The organism is Candidatus Pelagibacter sp. Uisw_136 (genome assembly GCF_047720275.1).
Taxonomy (GTDB): Bacteria; Pseudomonadota; Alphaproteobacteria; order Pelagibacterales; family Pelagibacteraceae; genus Pelagibacter.
In genome coordinates this window covers 56,610-75,457 of the sequence record NZ_CP159812.1, presented here as the reverse complement: position 1 = coordinate 75,457, position 18,848 = coordinate 56,610, and the positions used below count along the sequence as shown (strand labels likewise).

The window sequence follows — 18,848 nt, the reverse complement described above, 5'->3', positions numbered from 1 at the left end:
TTTTGGTACCCGCGCTTGGAATCGAACCAAATCCTATAGTTCCACAAACTATCGTACTAACCGTTATACTACGCAGGCATTCCTTGTTTTTATATTATTTTTGTGTGGATTTAAAATTATATTATAAATAAATAGCCTAAAGGCTATGGAAACAAAGTCTATGAGTACTTCTTGAAGTCTCTCTATATGTAATATTTATAATCATGAGCAGTCTTTTAGACAATTAAGAATAATTTTCAACACCTAAATATAAAAAGACATTGAACTTATTATTAAATTTATTAGAGAGGTGGTGGTGGCCCCAACTGGACTCGAACCAGTGACACACGGATTTTCAATCCGATGCTCTACCAACTGAGCTACAGGGCCCCATATTAACCTCTAAAAGTGATACGACCTTTGGTCAAATCGTAAGGTGTCATTTCGACTTGAACCTTATCACCTTGAAGTACTCGAATTCTGTTCTTACGTAATTTGCCTGCAGCATGAGCTGTAACAATATGGCCGTTTTCTAATTTAACTCTGAACATTGCATTCGGTAATAAATCCTCAACAATTCCTGAGAACGACAGCATTTCTTGTTTTGACAAATTTATTTTCTCCTAATTCTTTTTTCTACCGACTTAGCGTGTCCCGCTAAACCCTCGTAGTTTGCAAGTGTTATAACTGATGGACCAAGGGTTTCAATCCCTTTTTTTGATAGGTTTATATATGAAATTCTTTTATAAAATTCATTAACACTAACTCCACTTGAATATCTTGCAGAAGAATTAGTTGGTAATACGTGATTAGAGCCAACATTATAATCTGTCATTGCCATTACAGCATATTTTCCTAAACAGATAGATCCTGCATTTTTAATTTTACCCACTACTTTTTTATAATTTTTGGTATTAAGCTCTAAGTGCTCAGGAGCAATTTTATTTACTGTATTAATAATTTTTTGATCAGACTGCATATAAATTAAAATTCCATTATTAAATAAACTATTTTTTGCAATTGCAACTCTAGGTATTTCTTTTAATTGATTAATAATTTCATCATTAACTTTTTTAATAATTGATTTGTCCTTTGAAATTAAAATACATTGAGCAAGATTATCGTGTTCTGCTTGACCTATTAGATCACTTGCTATCCATTCAGGGTTTGAAAATTTATCACAAACAATTGTTACTTCAGAAGGGCCTGCTATCATTCCTTCAATTCCAACATCTCCAAAAACTTCTTTTTTTGCTGCAGCTACGTAAGAATTTCCAGGGCCAACAATTTTATCAACTTTTTTAATTTTCTTAGTACCATATGCTACAGCTGCTATAGCAGATGGTCCTCCAATTGAATAAATTTCTTTAATTTTACATTTTTTTGCAGCATATAATACGGCAGGATTTTGTTTACCTTTTTGACCTGGATTAACCATAACTAGTCTTTTCACTCCAGCAACAATTGCAGGTATTGCATTCATTAAAACACTGGAAGGGTATGAGGCTGTTGAACCTGGCACATAAATTGCAACTGATTCAATAGGTACGTATTTATACTCTAATTTATTTTTTAGTTTATCCGTATAAGAAATATTTTTGAATTTTTGTAACGAGTGGAATTTATAAATTCTATCATAAGCAAGATCGATTGCTTTTTTAACCTTTGGATCTAAAGATTGAATAGTTTTATTTATTTGTTTTATACTTGGGGCAATAACGCTATTTTTATTAAATCTCTTTTCATACTTTAAGATGGCTTTATCTCCATTTTTCTTAACATCTTTAATAATTTTAATAACCAAAACTGAATTAAGTTGGACTTTATTTTTTCGTTTAGACAGTAATGCATCTAAAGTTTTGTCAAAGTTTTTATTTTTGCTATCTAATATCTTAATCATTAATCAGCTTTGTTTTGGTCATCTAAAGTTACTTCAATTATTTCTGTCGATAATGTAATGTATGCGTTGTTTGTAAACATTAAGTTTATTTCATAATTGTCATTATTTTTTAAATAATTCATCCCAATTAACTCTAATTTTTCTTCAGGATCATTTTGTTTAATATTTTTAGATTTAACTCTATCTACAAATTCGAACTTGCAGATACTAATAACTTTTTTATCTTTCTCATCCGTTTCTACTTTAGATCTATTTAAAGATAATAAAAAAACCTTGTTTGTCTGAAGATATTTAATTTCATCAACTTTAACTTCTGCCCCTGAGCAACATGCTGAGATCACTTGTAATCCCTCATTGTCTGTAGCTATAATTTTTGATAAATATTTTTTATCCATTAGTTAATTCTCTTAATTTTAGCCCCTACTTTTTTTAATTTCTTATCTATATCCTCATAACCTCTATCAAGGTGATATATTCTATTAATTACTGATTTTCCTTTAGCTGCAAGTGCTGCAAGAATTAAGGATACAGAAGCTCTTAAATCTGTAGCCATTAATTCTGCTGCTTCAAATTTGATATTTCCTTCTATGGTTGCTTTATTTCCATTTATGGAAATCTTAGCTCCCATTCTATTTAACTCCGCAACGTGCATAAATCTATTTTCAAATATTTCTTCTTTAATATGAGATTTTTTATTAGCCTTACACAATAATACCATCATTTGTGCCTGTAAATCTGTTGGAAACCCAGGATAAGGAGATGTTTTAATATTTATACTTTTAATCTTTTTACTTCCTCGAATAAGTATTTCATTTTTTCTTAAAATAATTTTTGATCCTACTTTTTTTAAGATATTAATTTCTGTACTTATTATCTTAGGATCAATTCCAGTAATCTTCAAATTTCCTTCTGTTAATGCTGCAGCTATTAAATAAGTTCCAGCCTCTATTCTGTCTGGCATTACTGAATAATTTAATTCTTTAAGATTATTCACTCCTTCAATCCTAACCGTTCTCTTTGCAGTCCACTTAATATTACAACCCATATTAATTAAAAAATTAACTAGATCTTTAATCTCAGGTTCAATGGCACAATTTGATAAAGTTGTTTTTCCTTTAGCCAAACATGAAGCTATAATTAGATTTTCTGTAGCACCAACTGAAACTTTAGGGAATTTTATATTCGCCCCTATCAATCCTTTAGATGCGGTAGCGTGAACATAACCTTGGATAATTTTATATTTAACTCCAAGTTTTGATAGAGCTTGCAAATGAATATCGACAGGTCTTGTTCCTATCGCACAGCCGCCAGGTAATGAAACTTTTGCTTTACCAAATTTAGCAAGTAGTGGTCCTAAAACCAATATTCCTGCTCTCATAGTTTTAACCAAACTATAAGCTGCAAAAGTTTTTGTTTGCTTGGTATTTTTGATAATTAATTCTTTTTTATTACCATCAATAACTGAACCTAATGACTTTAATAAAAGTATCATTGTCTCAATATCTTTTACCCTTGGAAGGTTTGCTAAATATATTTTTTTATTTGATAGTAATGTTGCAGCTAGAATAGGAAGAGATGCATTCTTAGATCCTGAAATTCTAATGTGTCCCTTGAGCTTTGCCGCCCCAAAGACTTCCAATTTTTTCATGATTATACTTTTGGTAAAGTTACTCCAGTTTGACCCATGTATTTTCCTTTACGGTCAGCGTATGAAGTTTCGGGAGACTGATCTCCTTTTAGAAATAAAAATTGTGCAACACCTTCATTTGCATAAATTTTTGCAGGTAGTGGTGTCGTATTAGAAAACTCAAGAGTAACTGTTCCAAAAAATTCAGATTCAATTGGAGTTACGTTCACTATAATCCCTGTTCTTGCATATGTACTCTTACCAACAACGATACACATAATATTTCTTGGTATTTTAAAGACTTCGATAGTAGTTCCAAGGGCAAAGGAATTAGGAGGAATAATAATATATTCAGAGCTTTTTTTAGTCACAAAATTATCTGAACTAAACTCCTTAGGGTCAACGATAGAAGAATTAACATTATGAAATATCTTAAATTCATCTCCTACTCTTGCATCATAGCCAAATGAACTAAGTCCATAAGAAATTTTACCATCTCTTACTTGCTTATCTATAAAAGGAGAAATCATTGATTCCTCAACTGCTAACTTCCTTATAGATTTATCAGAAAGTACTGACATTATTTACTTTTCTTTTTATTTTTTTTTTGAAAAATTTTTCTTTTTTTAAGATTTTTTTTAAGAGCTAAACTTAATCTTTCGTTTTTTTCTTTATCACTCATTATTTATCTGGATTAGTTAAAAAATCTAAAGTGATAGGTTTTGATGTATCTAAAGTTTTCTCTGGCTCTTCTTGAACTTTTGGTCCTTCTTTAGCTTCACGCTTCGCTTTTTTTTCAGCAAGTTTTTTCTCCCTCTTGGCTTGCTTCTCCATGAGCTTGTTACCTTTCGTGCTGGCGTATGTGTAATGAATTCCCATAAATTTTCCTCAAATGAATATAAAACATTATATGAAAAAAATTAAGGCAATTTTTTGAAAAAATGATTTATTGTAGAAATACTTCAATAAAATAACAAATTAGCCCCTATAGTTAAATGGCATAACATGTCCATGGTAAGGATAAATTTCAAGTTCGATTCTTGGTGGGGGCACCAGATTATTTCTTATAAAATATTTTTCTAGCAATAATTGCAACTATTAATAAAGCTGCAAAAGCAATCATCGGGATATAGATATCTGGTGAATATATTAAATCAACTATTCTAGGTGCTTCTAAATTTTGTTCTATGATTTTTTCAAGTCCACTTCCAATTGAAACAAGTAAAAATAACTGTGGTGCTATTCCTATTAATGTGGCCCAAAAAAAATTACTTACTCTGACATTAAAAATACAAGGTAGTACATTCGATAATGCAAAAGGAATACCTCCAATAAACCTATAAAGTAAAAGATAAATAAATTCTGATTTTTTAAATTTAGCTTCTAAATTTTTAAATTTATTTAAAAACTTTTCTTTAATGATTTCTTTAAAAAAATAATTACCCAGCATATACAAAATTGATGCACCAATAGTCATTCCAATTACTATAATAAAAGTTCCAAGCCACTTACCAAAAATGAACCCTGATAGGAGTATAATTGGAAAAGCAAAACCAGCAAGGACTATCCAGACAATTGTGGCTATTAAAAATATTAGAGAAATTAAAAATAAATTAGTTTGCTTTAATACAAAAAAATAATCCCTATTATTTTTAATAAATTCATAGCTAGTTAATTCTTCGAGGGTGAATTTTGATAAAAAAAAGTATAAAAATGATGAAACAACTAGAAGATAAAATAAACCTAAAGTTATCTTAACTTTTTTTGATTTTTCCATAATTTGCTGGTCGTATTATAAAATCTTCTATTTGCTATTTATACATATAATTACTATAAAGGGCGAAATTTAAAAAAACTTAAATAAATCCTATGAAAAGAACATATCAACCCAAAGTTGGAAAACGTCTTAAGAAGCATGGTTTCAGATCAAAGATGGCAACTAAAGGTGGGAAAAAACTTATTAAGAGAAGACGTGATAAGGGACGTAAAAACCTTACGGTATCATCCACTCAAAAAAAGCCACAAGGTAAATAAACCCAACTAAATGAAAAGCAAAATTGTTGCTCTTTCTAAAAACGAAGATTTCAAAAATTTACTTAAGAAGAAAAAAATCTCAAATAGATATATCACTCTTTTTTTTGGTCCTCTTGCAGATAAAGATAATAAAAAACTAAATATTAGCTTTGTAGCTAAAAAAAAACTAATCCGTGGTGCCGTAAAGAGAAATAAAGTTAAAAGAAGATTAAGAAATATAATGAACGAAGCGGTAAAAAAATTGTCAATAAACTTTAATTATTCTTACCTTGTGATTGCGAAAATGACTATGCTAAACAATGAATATGCGATAATAAAAGATACTTTATTCCAAGACATAGAAAAGATTAAGTAATGAATATTATATCAAACATTTTAATTGGCCTGATCAAATTTTATAAAATGGTTATTAGCCCATACTTAACTCCTTCGTGTAGATATCTTCCAACTTGCTCGGAATATACAATTGAATGTTTAAGAACTTATGGGCTCACTAAAGGAATTTCAAAAAGTACTAAAAGAATATTTTCATGTCATCCTATTAAGATGTTAGGTGGTGGTGAAGGATTTGATCCAGTAAACAAAGAATTAAAGGCTAAGAAATAATGGATACTAGAAACGTAATCGCAGCAATATCCTTATCAGCAGCTGTTATTATTTTATACTCTCTTTTTTTTCAGCCTGATCCTGCAACTATTAAAAAAAATCTAGCTGAACAAAATAAAATTGAAAATAATGAAGATACTCCTAGCCTAGATAAAAATGAAAACTTTGCAAAACTTTCAAGAACAGATGCTTTAAAAGAAAATGATAGAATTCAATTTGAAAATGGAAGTGTTGTTGGGTCAATTTCTTTAAAGGGTGCGGCAATAGATGACCTAACTTTCAAAGAATATAATATTGAACTTAATGGAAGTGATAAAATAACCTTATTAAACCCAAGAAATGTTGAAGATGGTTATTTAATTGAAAGTGGTTTTGTAAGTACTAATAAAAATATAGATATACCTGATGCTTCTACGGTCTGGGAAATTTCTGGAAATAAAAAATTAACTAATAATAGTCCGGTGAAACTAACATGGAGTAATACTCAAGGTATTACATTTGAGAAACATATAAGTTTAGATGATCAATTTTTGTTTACCGTAAAAGAAAAAATAATTAACGCATCGGATAAATCTTACAATTTTTACTCGTATGGACAAATAATTAGAAATAAATTACCGGAAATATCTGGCTTTTATATTTTACATGAAGGATTTTTATCAGTACTTGATGATCAATTAATTGAAGAAGATTATGATGATATCCAGGAAAAGAAGTTTACTCAAATTGCACAAGAAGGATTTGTTGCTATTTCAGATAAGTTTTGGGTTACATCAGTTATACCACCTAAAGGTAAAGAGTTTAAAACAACTTTTGACTATAAAAATAAATTCAGAGCGAACTATATATCAACCAAAGGTATTGAAGTTAAAGCAAATAGTTCAATTGAAGAAAAAATTCAAATTATAGTTGCTGCTAAAAGAGTAAATGTCATTGATGGTTATGCTGAAAATTTAGATATCAATAAATTTGATCTAGCGATTGATTGGGGCTTTATGTATTTCATCACAAAACCTTTATTTTTTGTATTAGATTACTTTTTTAAATTACTTGGTAATTACGGTTTAGCTATTATTGCTGTTACTATTTGTATTAGATTGGCTTTCTTTCCTCTTGCAAACTTCAGTTTTAAGTCCATGGGAAAAATGAAGTTATTAGCGCCTGAAATGGCTCGTCTGAAAGAATTGCACAAGGATGATAAAATGAAATTGCAACAAGCGATGATGGCTCTTTATAAAAAAGAAAAAGTTAATCCTATGAGTGGTTGTTTGCCTATCCTGGTTCAAATTCCAGTTTTCTTCGCATTATATAAAGTATTATTTGTAACCATTGAAATGAGACATATGCCATTTTATGGATGGATACATGACTTAAGCGATAGAGATCCAACATCTTTATTTAATGTTTTTGGTTTACTTCCTTGGGATCCACCTTCTTTCTTATTAATAGGTGCATGGCCTATAATTATGGGTATCACGATGTTCATACAACAAAAGCTTAATCCTACTCCACCAGATCCTATACAGGCTAAAATATTTATGTTCTTCCCAGTATTTTTAACTGTGATTCTTGCACCATTTCCTGCGGGTCTTGTTATCTACTGGAGCTTCAACAACATCTTCACAATGATTCAACAATATATTGTTCAAAGAAAAATGACTATCAAAACAACATAAATGTCATCGTTAAAAGAAGAAGAATTAACAAACATCCTACCTAAAGACGGCCCAACAGTTAAAGAAGTAAAAAAATATTTAGAAAAGTATAATGATGAATTTATTGTCATTAAATGTGGGGGTAGTGTTTTAGTTGATCCAAAATTATTTAAAATTTTTATTGAAGATGTTGCTGTTTTAAAAAAACTTGGTTTTAATCCCATAGTTATCCATGGTGGTGGAAAAAGGATAAACAACAAACTAGGTGAACTTAACATTAAAAGTGATTTTATTAATGGACTAAGAGTTACAGATAAAAATACTATTAGTATAGTTGAAGATGTATTGATTGAATTTAATAAGGAAATTGTCAATGCTTTAAAGGATCAATCTTGTGAAACAAGAAGAATTACTTCAAAAGAATACAATATAATAACTGTAAAACCTGAAAGTGACAAATTAGGTTTTGTAGGTACTCCCACTCACATTAAAACTAATGTTTTAAAAGAAATTATTAAAGTTAATGAAGTACCCGTTGTTGCACCATTAGGGTTAGATGAAAACAATCAAACTTTTAATATCAATGCAGATACAGTTGCTGGTTCAGTCGCTAAAGAATTAAAAGCTAGAAGGTTAATGATTATTAGTGATGTTGAGGGCGTATTAGATAGTGAAAAAAAACTAATCCCTGAAATTAATTCTAAAAAAGCCAATGAATTAATTGATCAAGAGGTAATTTCTGGTGGAATGATACCTAAAATTAAGAATTGTCTAGATGTTGCAAGTAATGGCGTCAAGGCCGTTGTAATAATTGATGGAAGAAAAAATCACTCACTCCTTTTTGAACTATTATCTGATAAAGGTTCAGGAACTTTAATTAGAGAATGAAAAATTTAATTGATACTAAATACTGGCTATTCGACTTAGATAATACTTTGTATTCTGGACAAACAAAGGTTTTTTCTGAAGTTGATAAAAAGATGTCTTCTTTTATTTCAAAGAAATTTAATGTCGATTTAATTAAAGCAAGAGAAATTCAAAAGGAATACTTCTATGAGTATGGAACAACATTATCAGGATTAATGAATCACGATAAAATTGATCCACATGAATTCCTGGAATTTGTTCATGATATTGATATTAGCTGGCTTCCTAAAGATGAATTACTACGAGAAGAATTATTTAAAATTAAAGAAAAAAAATATATTTTTACCAATGGCTCTCATGCTCATGTTGAAAACGTAACCAAACAATTAGGTATAGATGGTTTATTTGATGGAGTGTTTGATATTGTTGATGCAAATTTTATTCCAAAACCAAAAATTGAACCTTATAAAAAGATAGTGGAAAAATTTGATCTTGATCCAACAAAATCAATATTGATCGAAGATATCGCTCATAATTTAGAACAAGCTAAAAACTTAGGAATGAAAACTTGCTGGCTTGAGAATGATGAAGTATTTGCAAAAAAAGATGCAGATAAACCATATATTGATTATAAGATTAAGAACTTGCCTTCTTTTCTTCAAGAAATTAATATAATAAAAGCACAATAAAACTAACCTACTAACGATAAAATAAAACTATGAAAGAATTTGAAAACATTATCAATACAGCTTGGGACAATAAAGACTCCATCAACGGTCAATCTGATAAGTCTATATTAGATGCTATCAACCAAACGATTGAACTTGTTGATAAAGGTGAACTAAGAGTTGCTGAAAAAAATGGTAATGAGTGGGTGGTTAATCAGTGGGTTAAAAAAGCGATAATGTTAAGTTTTAGAACTCATGATATGGATTCATTGAGTGGCCCATATAGCAGTTGGTATGACAAGTCTCATTTACTAAAAGGTAAAACAGCAAATTGGACTAAGGAAGATCATATAAAAGCTGGTTTTAGAATGGTTCCAAATTCTCCGGTTAGAAAGGGATCTTTTATTGGAAAAAATGCAGTGCTAATGCCTTGCTTTGTAAATATTGGAGCTTATGTAGATGAAGGAACTATGGTGGATACTTGGGCTTCTGTAGGATCTTGTGCACAAATAGGAAAGAACTGTCACATATCTGGTGGTGCTGGAATTGGAGGCGTATTAGAGCCAATGCAAGCTAACCCTACTATCATCGAAGATAACTGTTTTATTGGAGCTCGTTCAGAAATAGTTGAAGGAGTAATTGTTGGAGAAGGATCTGTATTATCTATGGGTGTATTTATTGGTCAATCTACAAAAATTGTTTATCGAGAAACTGGTGAAGTAATCTATGGAAAAATTCCACCCTACTCAGTAATAGTTCCAGGCAGCCTTCCAAGTAAAGATGGTAAAGGACCTGCTTTATATTGTGCAGTAATTATTAAACAAGTTGATGAAAAAACTAGATCTAAAACTTCTATTAACGACTTATTAAGAGACTAAATGCCAACTTACAATGAAATCACATTAGCTAAAGAGCTAATAAGATTTCCAAGCATTACACCAATTGATGCTGGAGTAATGAAATTTCTAGCTAAAAAATTAACTGCTATTGGATTTAAATGTAAGATTTTAGAGTTTAAAGATAAAAACTCTAAACCAGTTAAAAATCTATATGCAAGATTAGGTAATTCTCAACCAAACTTTATGTTTGCTGGTCATTTGGATGTAGTACCTCCAGGAAATATAAAAGATTGGACGATTAAACCTTTTAGTCCAGCTATTAAAAAAAATCATCTTATTGGTAGAGGTGCTAATGACATGAAAAGTGCAATTGCAAGCTGGGTTGTTGCTGTAAATAGCTTTGTATCAAATAATAAAAAGATTAACGGATCAATTAGTTTATTAATTACTGGTGATGAAGAAGGTGTTGCAATTAATGGTACTAAAAAAGTAGTTGATTACTTAAAAAAGAAAAAAGAAAAAATAGACTTTTGCTTAGTTGGTGAACCAACAAACCCTAATAAACTTGGTGAAATGATTAAAATTGGTAGAAGAGGAAGTATCAATGCTGAATTGACTATAATTGGAACTCAAGGTCATGTTGCATATCCTCATCGGGCTAAAAATCCATCGACTTCATTGATCAAAATACTGAATGAAATAAAAGAAATAAAATTTGATAAAGGAACAAAAGACTTTCAGCCAACAAATTTAGAAGTAACTAAAATTAATATCTATAATACAGCTGATAATGTTATTCCAGGACTTGCAAGAGCCACATTCAACATAAGATTTAACAATAAACACTCATCTTCTAGCTTAAAGAATAGATTAAATAAAATTTTCAAAAAAATTACTAAAAAAGATAAATCTAATTTTGAAGTAGAATATCGTGTATCAGGCGAAGCTTTTTTAACTAAGCCTAATAAAACAACTTATATGATTCAAGATGTAATAAAAAAAATTACAAAAATTAAACCTCAATTGTCTACAACAGGTGGAACTTCAGATGCAAGATTTATTAGAAAAATTGCTCCATGTTTAGAATTTGGTCTAGTAGGTAAAACAATGCACAAAGTAGATGAGGCAGTGTCTATTTCAGATCTAAAAAAATTGACTAAAATATATCATAATATTTTAGAAAATTATTTTAAATGAAAACTGGTTTAATAACCTCAGACACTTATCAAAATCACAATACAGGCGACGGTCATCCAGAGAAAATTGATAGAGTTACGGTAGTTATCGATAACTTTAAAAAGTTAGATAATAAAAATTTAATTTGGAAAAAACCTTCAAAATTTGACCGATCACTTTTAGAAATAACTCACAATTCTGATTATATAAATTTCGTAGAAAAATCTTTTCCTGAAAAAGGATTATCTTTTTTAGATGGAGATACGATTGTCTCCCCTGGAAGTAAGGATGCCACGTCAGATGCAGTAGGTTCAATCATTACAGCTATTGATGGTGTTCAAAATAAAAATTTTAACAATGCATTTTGTGCTGTCAGGCCTCCAGGGCATCATGCAGAGAAAAATAAAGCTATGGGTTTTTGCATCTATAACAATGTAGCTGTTGGAGCCAATTATCTTATAAATAAATATAAACTTAAAAAAGTAGCAATTATTGATTTTGATGTTCATCATGGAAATGGCACTCAAGATATTTTTTATGATAATGAAAAAGTTCTATATATTTCTACTCATCAATACCCTTATTACCCTGGGTCAGGCACTAATGATGAAAAAGGAAAACATAACAATATATTAAATATTCCTTTGCCAGCAGGAACAACCTCTGAAGAATATTTAAATGCCTATGAATTTGTACTTAAAAAAATTAAAGAATTTAAACCTGAATTTATCTTACTTTCTGCAGGGTTTGATGCCCATAAAGATGATCCATTGGCACAACTTCAATTAGAGTCAAAAGATTTCTATAACATTACTAAAAGAACACTAGAGCTATCAAAACAATATTGTGATGGAAAAGTAGTGTCAATTTTAGAAGGTGGATACGATCTATTAGCACTTCAAGAAAGCACTGAGATGCATGTAAAAGCTTTACTAGAATTTAATTGATAATTTCTCAATACGCATTAAAGAACTCACAATGAAACTTTATAAAATTCAAAAATCTAACATCGACAAAAGGGGACGTGGCCTTTATGCTGCAAAAGATATTAAGGAAGGTACTAGAATTGTTGATTATGTTGGTAAAGTTATCACCAAGAAACAAACTGAAGCGACTAAAAGGTTTGATAATGCAAAACCTATCTACTTATTTAACTTAAATAAGAAATATGACATGGATGGAGACGTGTCTTGGAACCCTGCACGTTTAATAAATCACTCTTGTTCTAATAACTGTGATTATAACGGGACAGGTTTAAAATTATGGGTGATTGCTATAAAAGATATTAAAAAAGGTGAAGAGATAACAGCCGATTATGGCTTTGGCTACGATGAAGATTATAAACAATTCAAATGCATGTGTAAGTCAAAAAATTGTTGTGGCTATATTGTTCGAGCAGAGTCTAGATGGAGAATTAATAAAAAATTTAGTATTAGTCAACAAAAAGCTAGTAAATAACTTTTTCTAAAAATAATCCCTCAGCAGGCGCTGGTGGTGCACAAAGAATTCTTTTTTTTGATTTAACAATAAATTCAAATTTTTTTAAATTCCATTTATTTTCAGCCAGGTATTTTAAACTACCTACCATTGATCGTACTTGTTGTTGTAAAAATGATTGTGATTTAAACTGTATTTCAATTTTTCCAGCATTTGATTTAATGAAAACCGATTTCATAGTTTTAATTGGACTTTTTGCATTACAACTTGATGCCCTGAAAGTAGAAAAATCTTTAGTACCTAAAAGTTTTTTTGCCCCTTTTTTCATTAACTCAATATCTAATTTTTTAATTATGTGCCAACCTCTTTCTTTCTCTAGAGAAGGCTTACTTAATCTATTAAAAATTATATATTTATAAATTCTTTGTTTAGCAGAATGTCTTGCATGAAATTTTAAACTTCTTTTTTTAATTACTAAAATAGAAATACCTTTATCATTTATAAAATGATTAATTGATTTCAATAACTTATCTAAATTTTGAATTTCTTTTTTACAGTCAAAATGAGCTGACTGCTCTATTGCATGGACACCAGTGTCTGTTCTTCCAGATCCTATCAAGACCACTTTTTCTTTTAAAAGTTTTGACAACTTAACTTGTATTTCTTTTTGAATTGATTTTCCCTTAGATTGTATTTGCCATCCAACAAAACTAGTTCCTATATATTCTATTAAAATTTGATATCTAAACATTTGTTAATCTTGAACCTTTTGTTATTTGAGAACCAAGAACAAATTCATTAATATTTTGAGGCTTTTTTCCTTGTCTTTGAATTTCAATAACTTTTATAGATTTTTCATTTCCACAGCTAATTTCAAAATCACTAGTCATTACTTCACCTATTTCACCACTTTTAGTGCCTAATTCTGCTTTTAAAATTTTGTATCTTTCTTCTTTAAAAATAAAAAAGGCTCCAGGGCTTGGGTATAATCCATTTATTTTTCCAATAATACTTTCTGCATTATCATTCCACTGAATTTCACCCTCTGACTTTTCAATTTTAGAGGCGTAAGTTGCTTTTGAGTCATCTTGTTCTTTAAATGTTAGTTTATCTTCGAATATATTGTTTACATTTTCTATAATTTTTTTTGAAGCTAAAATTGAGAGTTTATTTGATATAATTTCTGCATTATCACTATCTTTAATTTCTACTCTATAGCTATTGCAAACTGGACCAGTATCAAGTTTTTCTCCTATTCTCATAATACTAATTCCCGTTTCTTTTTCTAAATTCATAATAGATCTTTGAATGGGTGCTGCTCCTCTCCACTTCGGTAGAAGGGAAGCATGAATATTTATAAAACCTTTTTTAGCAAGATTCAAAAATTCTTTGGGTATTATTTGACCGTAAGCCACAACAATTACCAAATCTAGATCTAGTTGTTTTAAATGTTCATACTCTTCTTTATTTTCTTTTAATGTATTTGGTGTTCTGCAATTTATATTGCAGTCTTCAGCGGCAGTTTGTATTAGTGACTTATTTATTTTTTGACCTCTTTGAGATTTTTTTGGTGGCTGTGTGTATACAGTAGGTATTATATAATTTTTTTCATACAAAGATTTTAAAATCGGTACAGCAAATAATGGTGTACCCATAAAGACAATTTTTTTTGCCATTTTAAACGATTATTCTATTAGACTTAATTTTAGAAAGTTTTTTAATTATCATAGATTTTTTTAATTTAGATAAATAATCTATAAATAAAATTCCTTCTAAATGATCCATTTCATGCTGAATACAGGTTGCCAATAATCCATCTGTTTTCAATAATTGTTTTTTTCCATTGTAATCTAAATATTCAACTTCACATTCATTTGGTCTTTCTATTTCAGCAAACTGGTCTGGGACAGATAAACAGCCCTCTTCATATTTTGATGTTTTATCATTTTTCTTTTTAATTACTGGATTAACAAAATATTTTGGTTCTTTTTTATCTTCATCTCTACTTATATCCATCACTATAATTCTTTTAGGTACACCTATTTGAATTGCTGCAAGACCTATTCCAGGTGCCGCATACATAGTATCCAACATATCATCCATAAGCTTTCTTTCGTCGTCACCAACACTTTCAACTGGTTTAGAAATCTGTCTTAATAGCTTGTTTGGTTCTGTTAAAATTGGTTTAACTGTCATAATCACTGATTATTTTAGTATAAATTTTAAACTTTTAAAGGAAGAACTTTAAAGAGTATCCTATTTCTTAGTGGATCTGCATTTAACTGATTAAGTGTGCTTATAATAAAGTATAATGTGTCCTCATCAATATTGTTTAAATTGTCCTGCCCTATAATCTCAACAATTCTAAGCAATGCAGCAGCCATATCGCCACTGTTAACAAATATTTGAATATCAGATGGTATTTCTGATTCATTTATTTGATATAAATCATTATACTTCTCTAAAATTTTAATACCATCAGACTTAAAAGCTTCAACTAAAATTACATCTTTTTTAGAAAAAAAATATTTTTTGTTTTTTTTTATCTTTTTTAAGAAATCATTTATATCTTTTGTAGGATCTTTTTTTGATTTTAAATAATTTATTAATTTTGATTGATGTAAAATCTTATTATTTATTTTAATATTTGCTTGTTCTATTTCTTCATCATCTGAATTATTTAGATAAAACGTTGTAAAATTCGCAGGAATTTTATCTTCCTCTATATCTTTTAAAAAAGCTTTTAATTCTATGTTAAATGCGTTCTCAATACCATCATTCTTAAAAGAATTTTTAAGAGCATTCATTAACTGTAATTTATTCTCAATTTCAGTAGTAATTAAAATTCCTTGGTAAATTAGTGCTCTTGTCTCTATTGTTGAGAGCACTTTAGTTGACTCTTTAATATTTAATAATTGATTAATATTAAATTGAAATCTCTTATAAAGTTCAAATAATTCTTTTTCTGTATAATTTCCCTCATGTGTTGCTTTTTCAATACTAGTGATTTTCTCTATATCTGTAAGCTCAATATCTCTGATATTATCTAATAGATTTGAAGTTGATAAATATTTCCATATTTGTCTGGATGTTGTATTTTTTGGTTCGAATTTAAATTCTGGATTTGTTCTGTGAGATAAGTGAAAATCTAAAATTGTTTTTTCTGAAACTTCTATTTCAGGTTCCGTATTATACCCCATCAAGTAATCAATTTTTTTGTTAAAAAACTTATCAATAAATCCTAATTCTGATTGAAGATCGATGAGCAATTGAGCTTCTTCTCTTTTATTATTATTAATTAAACAGTAAATATTAAATTTAGATAAATATAGATCCTGCATTGGTTCTTTAATTTTAGAAAAAATCTCACAAGCTTTTTTAACATTTGACTGAGATAGATAATGATCTACTAAATGCTTGGTAAGTTTTGGGTGCTCATTAATAATCTGATTATTTAATAAATATTTTTCAATTAAATCAAAGTTTGAATGTTTAATAAGCCACTTTGATTTAATTTCTAAAAACTGCTCTTTTGAAATATTCATTTCTGGATAATGTGCATTTGTTAATAATAAAATATCCAAAATCTCCGTAGCATCTCTTGAAAGTTCCAATTTATCTATTCTTTTAAAGATATTTAAAATTTGATCTCCATTAGAATTAGACCACATATTAATATCTAAACCATTTTCTGCAGGATCATAAATTCCAACTAACTTTGTTTCTTTTGAAATTAAAGTTTGTGTTTCCTCTATACTTAATTCTCCTTCTTTTTGGGACTGCATTTCATAAATACCATTCTGTAGAATATTTTTTTCAGCTTCGTCTTCAATTGAGGTTGTGTTTTCTTCAGGCTTTTTTTCACCTACTTTCCAAATATCAACTGGTTCTTGTGAATTGGTTGCATAACCAAAAAATAAAGAAAATAATATAACTAAAAAATAGTTCTTACTTAACAATTTTGAGTTTTTCATTAGGGATGATTTTTTCAATATCTTTATTTGGAGATGGAAATTCAATTTTCCCAAGTAGCACGGTGACTCCAATAAAAATAATTATTACCAAGGCTATTTTGATTAATAGACTTTTACTGCTACCACTGCTTGTGTTTTTTGAAAATTGCATATATTCTTTAATAATTTCAAATTAAGACATATTTGTGTTTTTTCAATAAAGAAAGTTTATGAATTCAAATAAAAACCTCGTTTTTTTAGGTATGATGGGGTCAGGTAAATCCTCTATTGGAGCCATGGTTTCAAAAAAATTAAACATCCCATTTATTGATATAGACAATTTAATCGAAGAGCATGCTGGAATGACCGTCTCAGAAATATTTGAAGTAAATGGTGAGGACTACTTTAGAAATTTAGAGGAAAAAATAACAATTAAATCTTTAAAACACAAAAATGTTGTTGTTTCCTTGGGTGGAGGTGGTTTTATTAATGACAAGATCAGAAAAGATATTTTAACAAATCATTTTTCATTTTGGCTTAATTGGGATGATTTAGTTTTAATTAAAAGAATTAAAGGTAATAAAAAAAGACCCTTAGCCTCAAAATCGACTGAGCAAGAAATTAAAGCCATTATTAACAGAAGAAAAAAAGTATACTCGAAAGCTAATTTTAAAATAAACTGTAATAAATTAACGAAAAATGAAATAGTTAAAACAATAATAAAAACATATGAGTTTAATTAAATTAAAAGTTAGTACTAACAGTCAAAAATATTCAATTATTATTGGAAACAATATCTTAAGCAAAATAAATAAATTTTTGAAAGAAAGTTCTATTAGCTTCAATCAATGCCTTCTTGTAGTTGATAAAAATGTTCCAAAAAATTTAGTAAAAAGTGCTTTAAAATCTTTACCAAAAGGATCAGCTACAATTCATTATTTTAATGCAAGTGAAAAAAATAAGAATCAAAAAAGTGTCAATGAAATCATATCAATTCTTTTAAAAAAAAATTTTAATAGAAATGACTGTTTAATTTCTATTGGTGGGGGTATTACTGGTGATGTGTCAGGCTTTGCAGCAAGTATGTATAAGCGAGGCCTAAGGTTTGTTAATATACCAACAACACTGCTTTCACAGGTCGACTCATCTATCGGAGGAAAAACTGGTGTAAACACCAAATATGGTAAGAACTTAATTGGCTCATTTTACCAACCCAGTCTTGTTATATCAGATATTAATTTTTTAAACTCTTTACCAAAAAGAGAAGTTGTCTGTGGATATGGTGAAATTTTAAAACATTCCCTTATTGATGGAAAAAAGTTCTTTTCTTTTTTAAATAAGAATGGGAAAAAAATTTTAGAATTAAAAAGTCCTTTTATAAAGAAAGCTATACAACAAAGCTGCTTGATTAAAAAAAAAGTAGTTGAGACTGACGAAAAAGAATTGGGTATAAGAAAAATACTAAATTTTGGACATACCTTTGCCCATGCTTTTGAAGCAACACTACGTTATTCAGCAAGATTAAATCATGGTGAAGCAGTTATTCTTGGTGTTAAAACTGCTGCAAAATTTAGTTTGTTAACTAAAATTTTGAGTAGAAAAGAATTCAACTTAATTAACGATCACTTAAATGATCTAAGTCTTCCAAGAGATATTAATAAATTCTTTTCAATAAAAAATTTAAATACAATTTTATCCTTTATGAAAAAAGATAAAAAAAATAATACAAAGAAAGTTAATTTAGTTTTACTTAAAAAAATAGGTTCCCCAGTTTACAAATTACAGTTTAATGAAAAAACTATTAATCTCTTTTTAAAAAAAGAATTAACTAAGTAGTATTTGAATAGAATGTATGTATTTTTTCAACTCATGATCTAAAATATTATATATTTTCTTGGTTGATTCTATCTTATTTAATTTTTTTAGCTCTTCAGATTTAATAATTAATTTTAAATGGAACATTCCTTCTTGGTTTCCTTTATGATTTTTATGTAAAAAACTTTTATCTTCTATTTTAAAATCTTGCATAACAATTTCTGCTTCAATTTTACTTTTAACAATTTCAATTAATTCGTTTATATTCATAAATAATAATTTATTACTATAT

Annotated in this window: 24 protein-coding genes and 3 tRNA genes; 13 read left to right on the top strand and 14 right to left on the bottom strand. The window is 28.7% G+C overall.

The window, feature by feature from the left end; translation table 11 throughout:
* Positions 1–3 precede the first annotated feature (3 nt).
* The 8 genes from ABXT53_RS00380 to ABXT53_RS00345 form a co-directional block, all read right to left on the bottom strand.
* Positions 4–78, bottom strand: a tRNA-His gene (locus ABXT53_RS00380).
* A 215-nt stretch (positions 79–293) separates the two neighbouring features.
* Positions 294–369, bottom strand: a tRNA-Phe gene (locus ABXT53_RS00375).
* Between the two features lie 5 nt (positions 370–374).
* Positions 375–590 (bottom strand): translation initiation factor IF-1, encoded by a 216-nt coding sequence (infA, locus tag ABXT53_RS00370; protein WP_006997427.1) that lies wholly within the window; start codon positions 588–590, stop codon positions 375–377.
* A 2-nt stretch (positions 591–592) separates the two neighbouring features.
* Positions 593–1,879 carry a histidinol dehydrogenase gene (gene hisD, locus ABXT53_RS00365; protein WP_415290704.1) on the bottom strand — a complete coding sequence of 429 codons (1,287 nt, stop codon included), beginning with the start codon at positions 1,877–1,879 and terminating at the stop codon, positions 593–595.
* A complete protein-coding gene (locus tag ABXT53_RS00360) occupies positions 1,879–2,274 on the bottom strand; it encodes a DUF2948 family protein (RefSeq protein ID WP_415290703.1) in 396 nt (131 codons plus the stop codon). Before ABXT53_RS00360 ends, hisD begins: the two co-directional genes overlap by 1 nt.
* On the bottom strand, positions 2,274–3,527 hold the full coding sequence (gene murA, locus ABXT53_RS00355) for a UDP-N-acetylglucosamine 1-carboxyvinyltransferase (RefSeq protein WP_415290702.1): 1,254 nt from the start codon (positions 3,525–3,527) through the stop codon (positions 2,274–2,276). Before murA ends, ABXT53_RS00360 begins: the two co-directional genes overlap by 1 nt.
* A 2-nt stretch (positions 3,528–3,529) precedes the next feature.
* The gene (gene dcd / locus ABXT53_RS00350; RefSeq protein ID WP_415290701.1) at positions 3,530–4,087 is read right to left on the bottom strand and encodes a dCTP deaminase; all 558 of its coding nucleotides are present in this window, start codon (positions 4,085–4,087) and stop codon (positions 3,530–3,532) included.
* A gap of 100 nt (positions 4,088–4,187) precedes the next feature.
* Complete coding sequence (locus tag ABXT53_RS00345) at positions 4,188–4,385, bottom strand: hypothetical protein (protein ID WP_415290700.1); 198 nt, start codon at positions 4,383–4,385, stop codon at positions 4,188–4,190.
* A gap of 102 nt (positions 4,386–4,487) precedes the next feature.
* On the opposite strand from ABXT53_RS00345, the gene ABXT53_RS00340 reads away from it, so the two are divergent.
* Positions 4,488–4,561, top strand: a tRNA-Thr gene (locus ABXT53_RS00340).
* Between the two features lie 2 nt (positions 4,562–4,563).
* Here ABXT53_RS00340 and ABXT53_RS00335 read toward each other — a convergent pair.
* Positions 4,564–5,283, bottom strand: a complete 720-nt coding sequence (locus ABXT53_RS00335) for a TVP38/TMEM64 family protein (RefSeq protein ID WP_415290699.1) — start codon at positions 5,281–5,283, stop codon at positions 4,564–4,566.
* Positions 5,284–5,375: 92 nt separating this feature from the next.
* Here ABXT53_RS00335 and rpmH point away from each other — a divergent pair, with 92 nt between their 5' ends.
* Genes rpmH through ABXT53_RS00285 form a run of 10 tightly spaced genes read left to right on the top strand, consistent with a single transcriptional unit; the run spans position 5,376 to position 12,809 of the window.
* Positions 5,376–5,540: a 50S ribosomal protein L34 gene (gene rpmH / locus ABXT53_RS00330; protein ID WP_006997435.1), complete on the top strand. Its 165-nt coding sequence runs from the start codon at positions 5,376–5,378 to the stop codon at positions 5,538–5,540.
* Positions 5,541–5,550: 10 nt separating this feature from the next.
* A complete protein-coding gene (gene rnpA / locus ABXT53_RS00325; RefSeq protein ID WP_415290698.1) occupies positions 5,551–5,895 on the top strand; it encodes a ribonuclease P protein component in 345 nt (114 codons plus the stop codon).
* The gene (gene yidD / locus ABXT53_RS00320) at positions 5,895–6,146 is read left to right on the top strand and encodes a membrane protein insertion efficiency factor YidD (RefSeq protein ID WP_415290697.1); all 252 of its coding nucleotides are present in this window, start codon (positions 5,895–5,897) and stop codon (positions 6,144–6,146) included. Before rnpA ends, yidD begins: the two co-directional genes overlap by 1 nt.
* Positions 6,146–7,822: a membrane protein insertase YidC gene (gene yidC / locus ABXT53_RS00315; protein ID WP_415290696.1), complete on the top strand. Its 1,677-nt coding sequence runs from the start codon at positions 6,146–6,148 to the stop codon at positions 7,820–7,822. The genes yidD and yidC overlap by 1 nt, the downstream gene beginning before the upstream one ends.
* On the top strand, positions 7,823–8,689 hold the full coding sequence (argB, locus tag ABXT53_RS00310; protein WP_415290695.1) for an acetylglutamate kinase: 867 nt from the start codon (positions 7,823–7,825) through the stop codon (positions 8,687–8,689).
* Positions 8,686–9,357: a pyrimidine 5'-nucleotidase gene (locus ABXT53_RS00305; RefSeq protein ID WP_415290694.1), complete on the top strand. Its 672-nt coding sequence runs from the start codon at positions 8,686–8,688 to the stop codon at positions 9,355–9,357. Before argB ends, ABXT53_RS00305 begins: the two co-directional genes overlap by 4 nt.
* A 29-nt stretch (positions 9,358–9,386) precedes the next feature.
* The gene (gene dapD / locus ABXT53_RS00300; protein WP_415290693.1) at positions 9,387–10,214 is read left to right on the top strand and encodes a 2,3,4,5-tetrahydropyridine-2,6-dicarboxylate N-succinyltransferase; all 828 of its coding nucleotides are present in this window, start codon (positions 9,387–9,389) and stop codon (positions 10,212–10,214) included.
* Positions 10,215–11,372 carry a succinyl-diaminopimelate desuccinylase gene (dapE, locus tag ABXT53_RS00295; RefSeq protein ID WP_415290692.1) on the top strand — a complete coding sequence of 386 codons (1,158 nt, stop codon included), beginning with the start codon at positions 10,215–10,217 and terminating at the stop codon, positions 11,370–11,372. It abuts the gene before it with no gap.
* On the top strand, positions 11,369–12,298 hold the full coding sequence (locus ABXT53_RS00290; RefSeq protein ID WP_415290691.1) for a histone deacetylase family protein: 930 nt from the start codon (positions 11,369–11,371) through the stop codon (positions 12,296–12,298). The genes dapE and ABXT53_RS00290 overlap by 4 nt, the downstream gene beginning before the upstream one ends.
* Positions 12,299–12,329: 31 nt before the next feature.
* Entirely contained in the window at positions 12,330–12,809 is a 480-nt protein-coding gene (locus ABXT53_RS00285) for an SET domain-containing protein (protein WP_415290690.1), read from the top strand.
* On the opposite strand, the gene truA is transcribed toward ABXT53_RS00285, so the two are convergent.
* From truA to ABXT53_RS00265, 4 genes are read right to left on the bottom strand one after another with little or no spacing between them, the layout of a single operon-like run.
* Positions 12,799–13,539, bottom strand: coding sequence for a tRNA pseudouridine(38-40) synthase TruA (gene truA / locus ABXT53_RS00280; RefSeq protein ID WP_415290689.1), 741 nt, complete (start codon positions 13,537–13,539; stop codon positions 12,799–12,801). The genes ABXT53_RS00285 and truA overlap by 11 nt on opposite strands.
* Complete coding sequence (gene fmt, locus ABXT53_RS00275; RefSeq protein ID WP_415290688.1) at positions 13,532–14,464, bottom strand: methionyl-tRNA formyltransferase; 933 nt, start codon at positions 14,462–14,464, stop codon at positions 13,532–13,534. Before fmt ends, truA begins: the two co-directional genes overlap by 8 nt.
* Position 14,465: 1 nt before the next feature.
* Complete coding sequence (gene def, locus ABXT53_RS00270) at positions 14,466–14,984, bottom strand: peptide deformylase (protein ID WP_415290687.1); 519 nt, start codon at positions 14,982–14,984, stop codon at positions 14,466–14,468.
* 26 nt (positions 14,985–15,010) lie between these two features.
* Positions 15,011–16,762, bottom strand: coding sequence for a hypothetical protein (locus ABXT53_RS00265; RefSeq protein ID WP_415290686.1), 1,752 nt, complete (start codon positions 16,760–16,762; stop codon positions 15,011–15,013).
* A 209-nt stretch (positions 16,763–16,971) separates the two neighbouring features.
* Between ABXT53_RS00265 and ABXT53_RS00260 the strand changes: the two genes are divergently transcribed.
* Both ABXT53_RS00260 and aroB read left to right on the top strand, forming a co-directional pair.
* Positions 16,972–17,484: a shikimate kinase gene (locus tag ABXT53_RS00260; RefSeq protein WP_415290685.1), complete on the top strand. Its 513-nt coding sequence runs from the start codon at positions 16,972–16,974 to the stop codon at positions 17,482–17,484.
* Positions 17,471–18,577: a 3-dehydroquinate synthase gene (gene aroB / locus ABXT53_RS00255; RefSeq protein ID WP_415290684.1), complete on the top strand. Its 1,107-nt coding sequence runs from the start codon at positions 17,471–17,473 to the stop codon at positions 18,575–18,577. Before ABXT53_RS00260 ends, aroB begins: the two co-directional genes overlap by 14 nt.
* Here aroB and ABXT53_RS00250 read toward each other — a convergent pair.
* A complete protein-coding gene (locus tag ABXT53_RS00250) occupies positions 18,566–18,826 on the bottom strand; it encodes a BolA/IbaG family iron-sulfur metabolism protein (protein WP_415290683.1) in 261 nt (86 codons plus the stop codon). The two genes, aroB and ABXT53_RS00250, sit on opposite strands and share 12 nt — an antisense overlap.
* Between the last annotated feature and the right edge of the window lie 22 nt (positions 18,827–18,848).

Excerpts from the sequence above, each read along its gene's own strand:
- hisD (WP_415290704.1), bottom strand. The coding sequence starts at position 1,879 with ATGATTAAGATATTAGATAGCAAAAATAAAAACTTTGACAAAACTTTA.
- ABXT53_RS00360 (WP_415290703.1), bottom strand. The coding sequence starts at position 2,274 with ATGGATAAAAAATATTTATCAAAAATTATAGCTACAGACAATGAGGGA.
- murA (WP_415290702.1), bottom strand. The coding sequence starts at position 3,527 with ATGAAAAAATTGGAAGTCTTTGGGGCGGCAAAGCTCAAGGGACACATT.
- dcd (WP_415290701.1), bottom strand. The coding sequence starts at position 4,087 with ATGTCAGTACTTTCTGATAAATCTATAAGGAAGTTAGCAGTTGAGGAA.
- ABXT53_RS00345 (WP_415290700.1), bottom strand. The coding sequence starts at position 4,385 with ATGGGAATTCATTACACATACGCCAGCACGAAAGGTAACAAGCTCATG.
- ABXT53_RS00335 (WP_415290699.1), bottom strand. The coding sequence starts at position 5,283 with ATGGAAAAATCAAAAAAAGTTAAGATAACTTTAGGTTTATTTTATCTT.
- rpmH (WP_006997435.1), top strand. The coding sequence starts at position 5,376 with ATGAAAAGAACATATCAACCCAAAGTTGGAAAACGTCTTAAGAAGCAT.
- rnpA (WP_415290698.1), top strand. The coding sequence starts at position 5,551 with ATGAAAAGCAAAATTGTTGCTCTTTCTAAAAACGAAGATTTCAAAAAT.
- yidD (WP_415290697.1), top strand. The coding sequence starts at position 5,895 with ATGAATATTATATCAAACATTTTAATTGGCCTGATCAAATTTTATAAA.
- yidC (WP_415290696.1), top strand. The coding sequence starts at position 6,146 with ATGGATACTAGAAACGTAATCGCAGCAATATCCTTATCAGCAGCTGTT.
- argB (WP_415290695.1), top strand. The coding sequence starts at position 7,823 with ATGTCATCGTTAAAAGAAGAAGAATTAACAAACATCCTACCTAAAGAC.
- ABXT53_RS00305 (WP_415290694.1), top strand. The coding sequence starts at position 8,686 with ATGAAAAATTTAATTGATACTAAATACTGGCTATTCGACTTAGATAAT.
- dapD (WP_415290693.1), top strand. The coding sequence starts at position 9,387 with ATGAAAGAATTTGAAAACATTATCAATACAGCTTGGGACAATAAAGAC.
- dapE (WP_415290692.1), top strand. The coding sequence starts at position 10,215 with ATGCCAACTTACAATGAAATCACATTAGCTAAAGAGCTAATAAGATTT.
- ABXT53_RS00290 (WP_415290691.1), top strand. The coding sequence starts at position 11,369 with ATGAAAACTGGTTTAATAACCTCAGACACTTATCAAAATCACAATACA.
- ABXT53_RS00285 (WP_415290690.1), top strand. The coding sequence starts at position 12,330 with ATGAAACTTTATAAAATTCAAAAATCTAACATCGACAAAAGGGGACGT.
- truA (WP_415290689.1), bottom strand. The coding sequence starts at position 13,539 with ATGTTTAGATATCAAATTTTAATAGAATATATAGGAACTAGTTTTGTT.
- fmt (WP_415290688.1), bottom strand. The coding sequence starts at position 14,464 with ATGGCAAAAAAAATTGTCTTTATGGGTACACCATTATTTGCTGTACCG.
- def (WP_415290687.1), bottom strand. The coding sequence starts at position 14,984 with ATGACAGTTAAACCAATTTTAACAGAACCAAACAAGCTATTAAGACAG.
- ABXT53_RS00265 (WP_415290686.1), bottom strand. The coding sequence starts at position 16,762 with ATGAAAAACTCAAAATTGTTAAGTAAGAACTATTTTTTAGTTATATTA.
- ABXT53_RS00260 (WP_415290685.1), top strand. The coding sequence starts at position 16,972 with ATGAATTCAAATAAAAACCTCGTTTTTTTAGGTATGATGGGGTCAGGT.
- aroB (WP_415290684.1), top strand. The coding sequence starts at position 17,471 with ATGAGTTTAATTAAATTAAAAGTTAGTACTAACAGTCAAAAATATTCA.
- ABXT53_RS00250 (WP_415290683.1), bottom strand. The coding sequence starts at position 18,826 with ATGAATATAAACGAATTAATTGAAATTGTTAAAAGTAAAATTGAAGCA.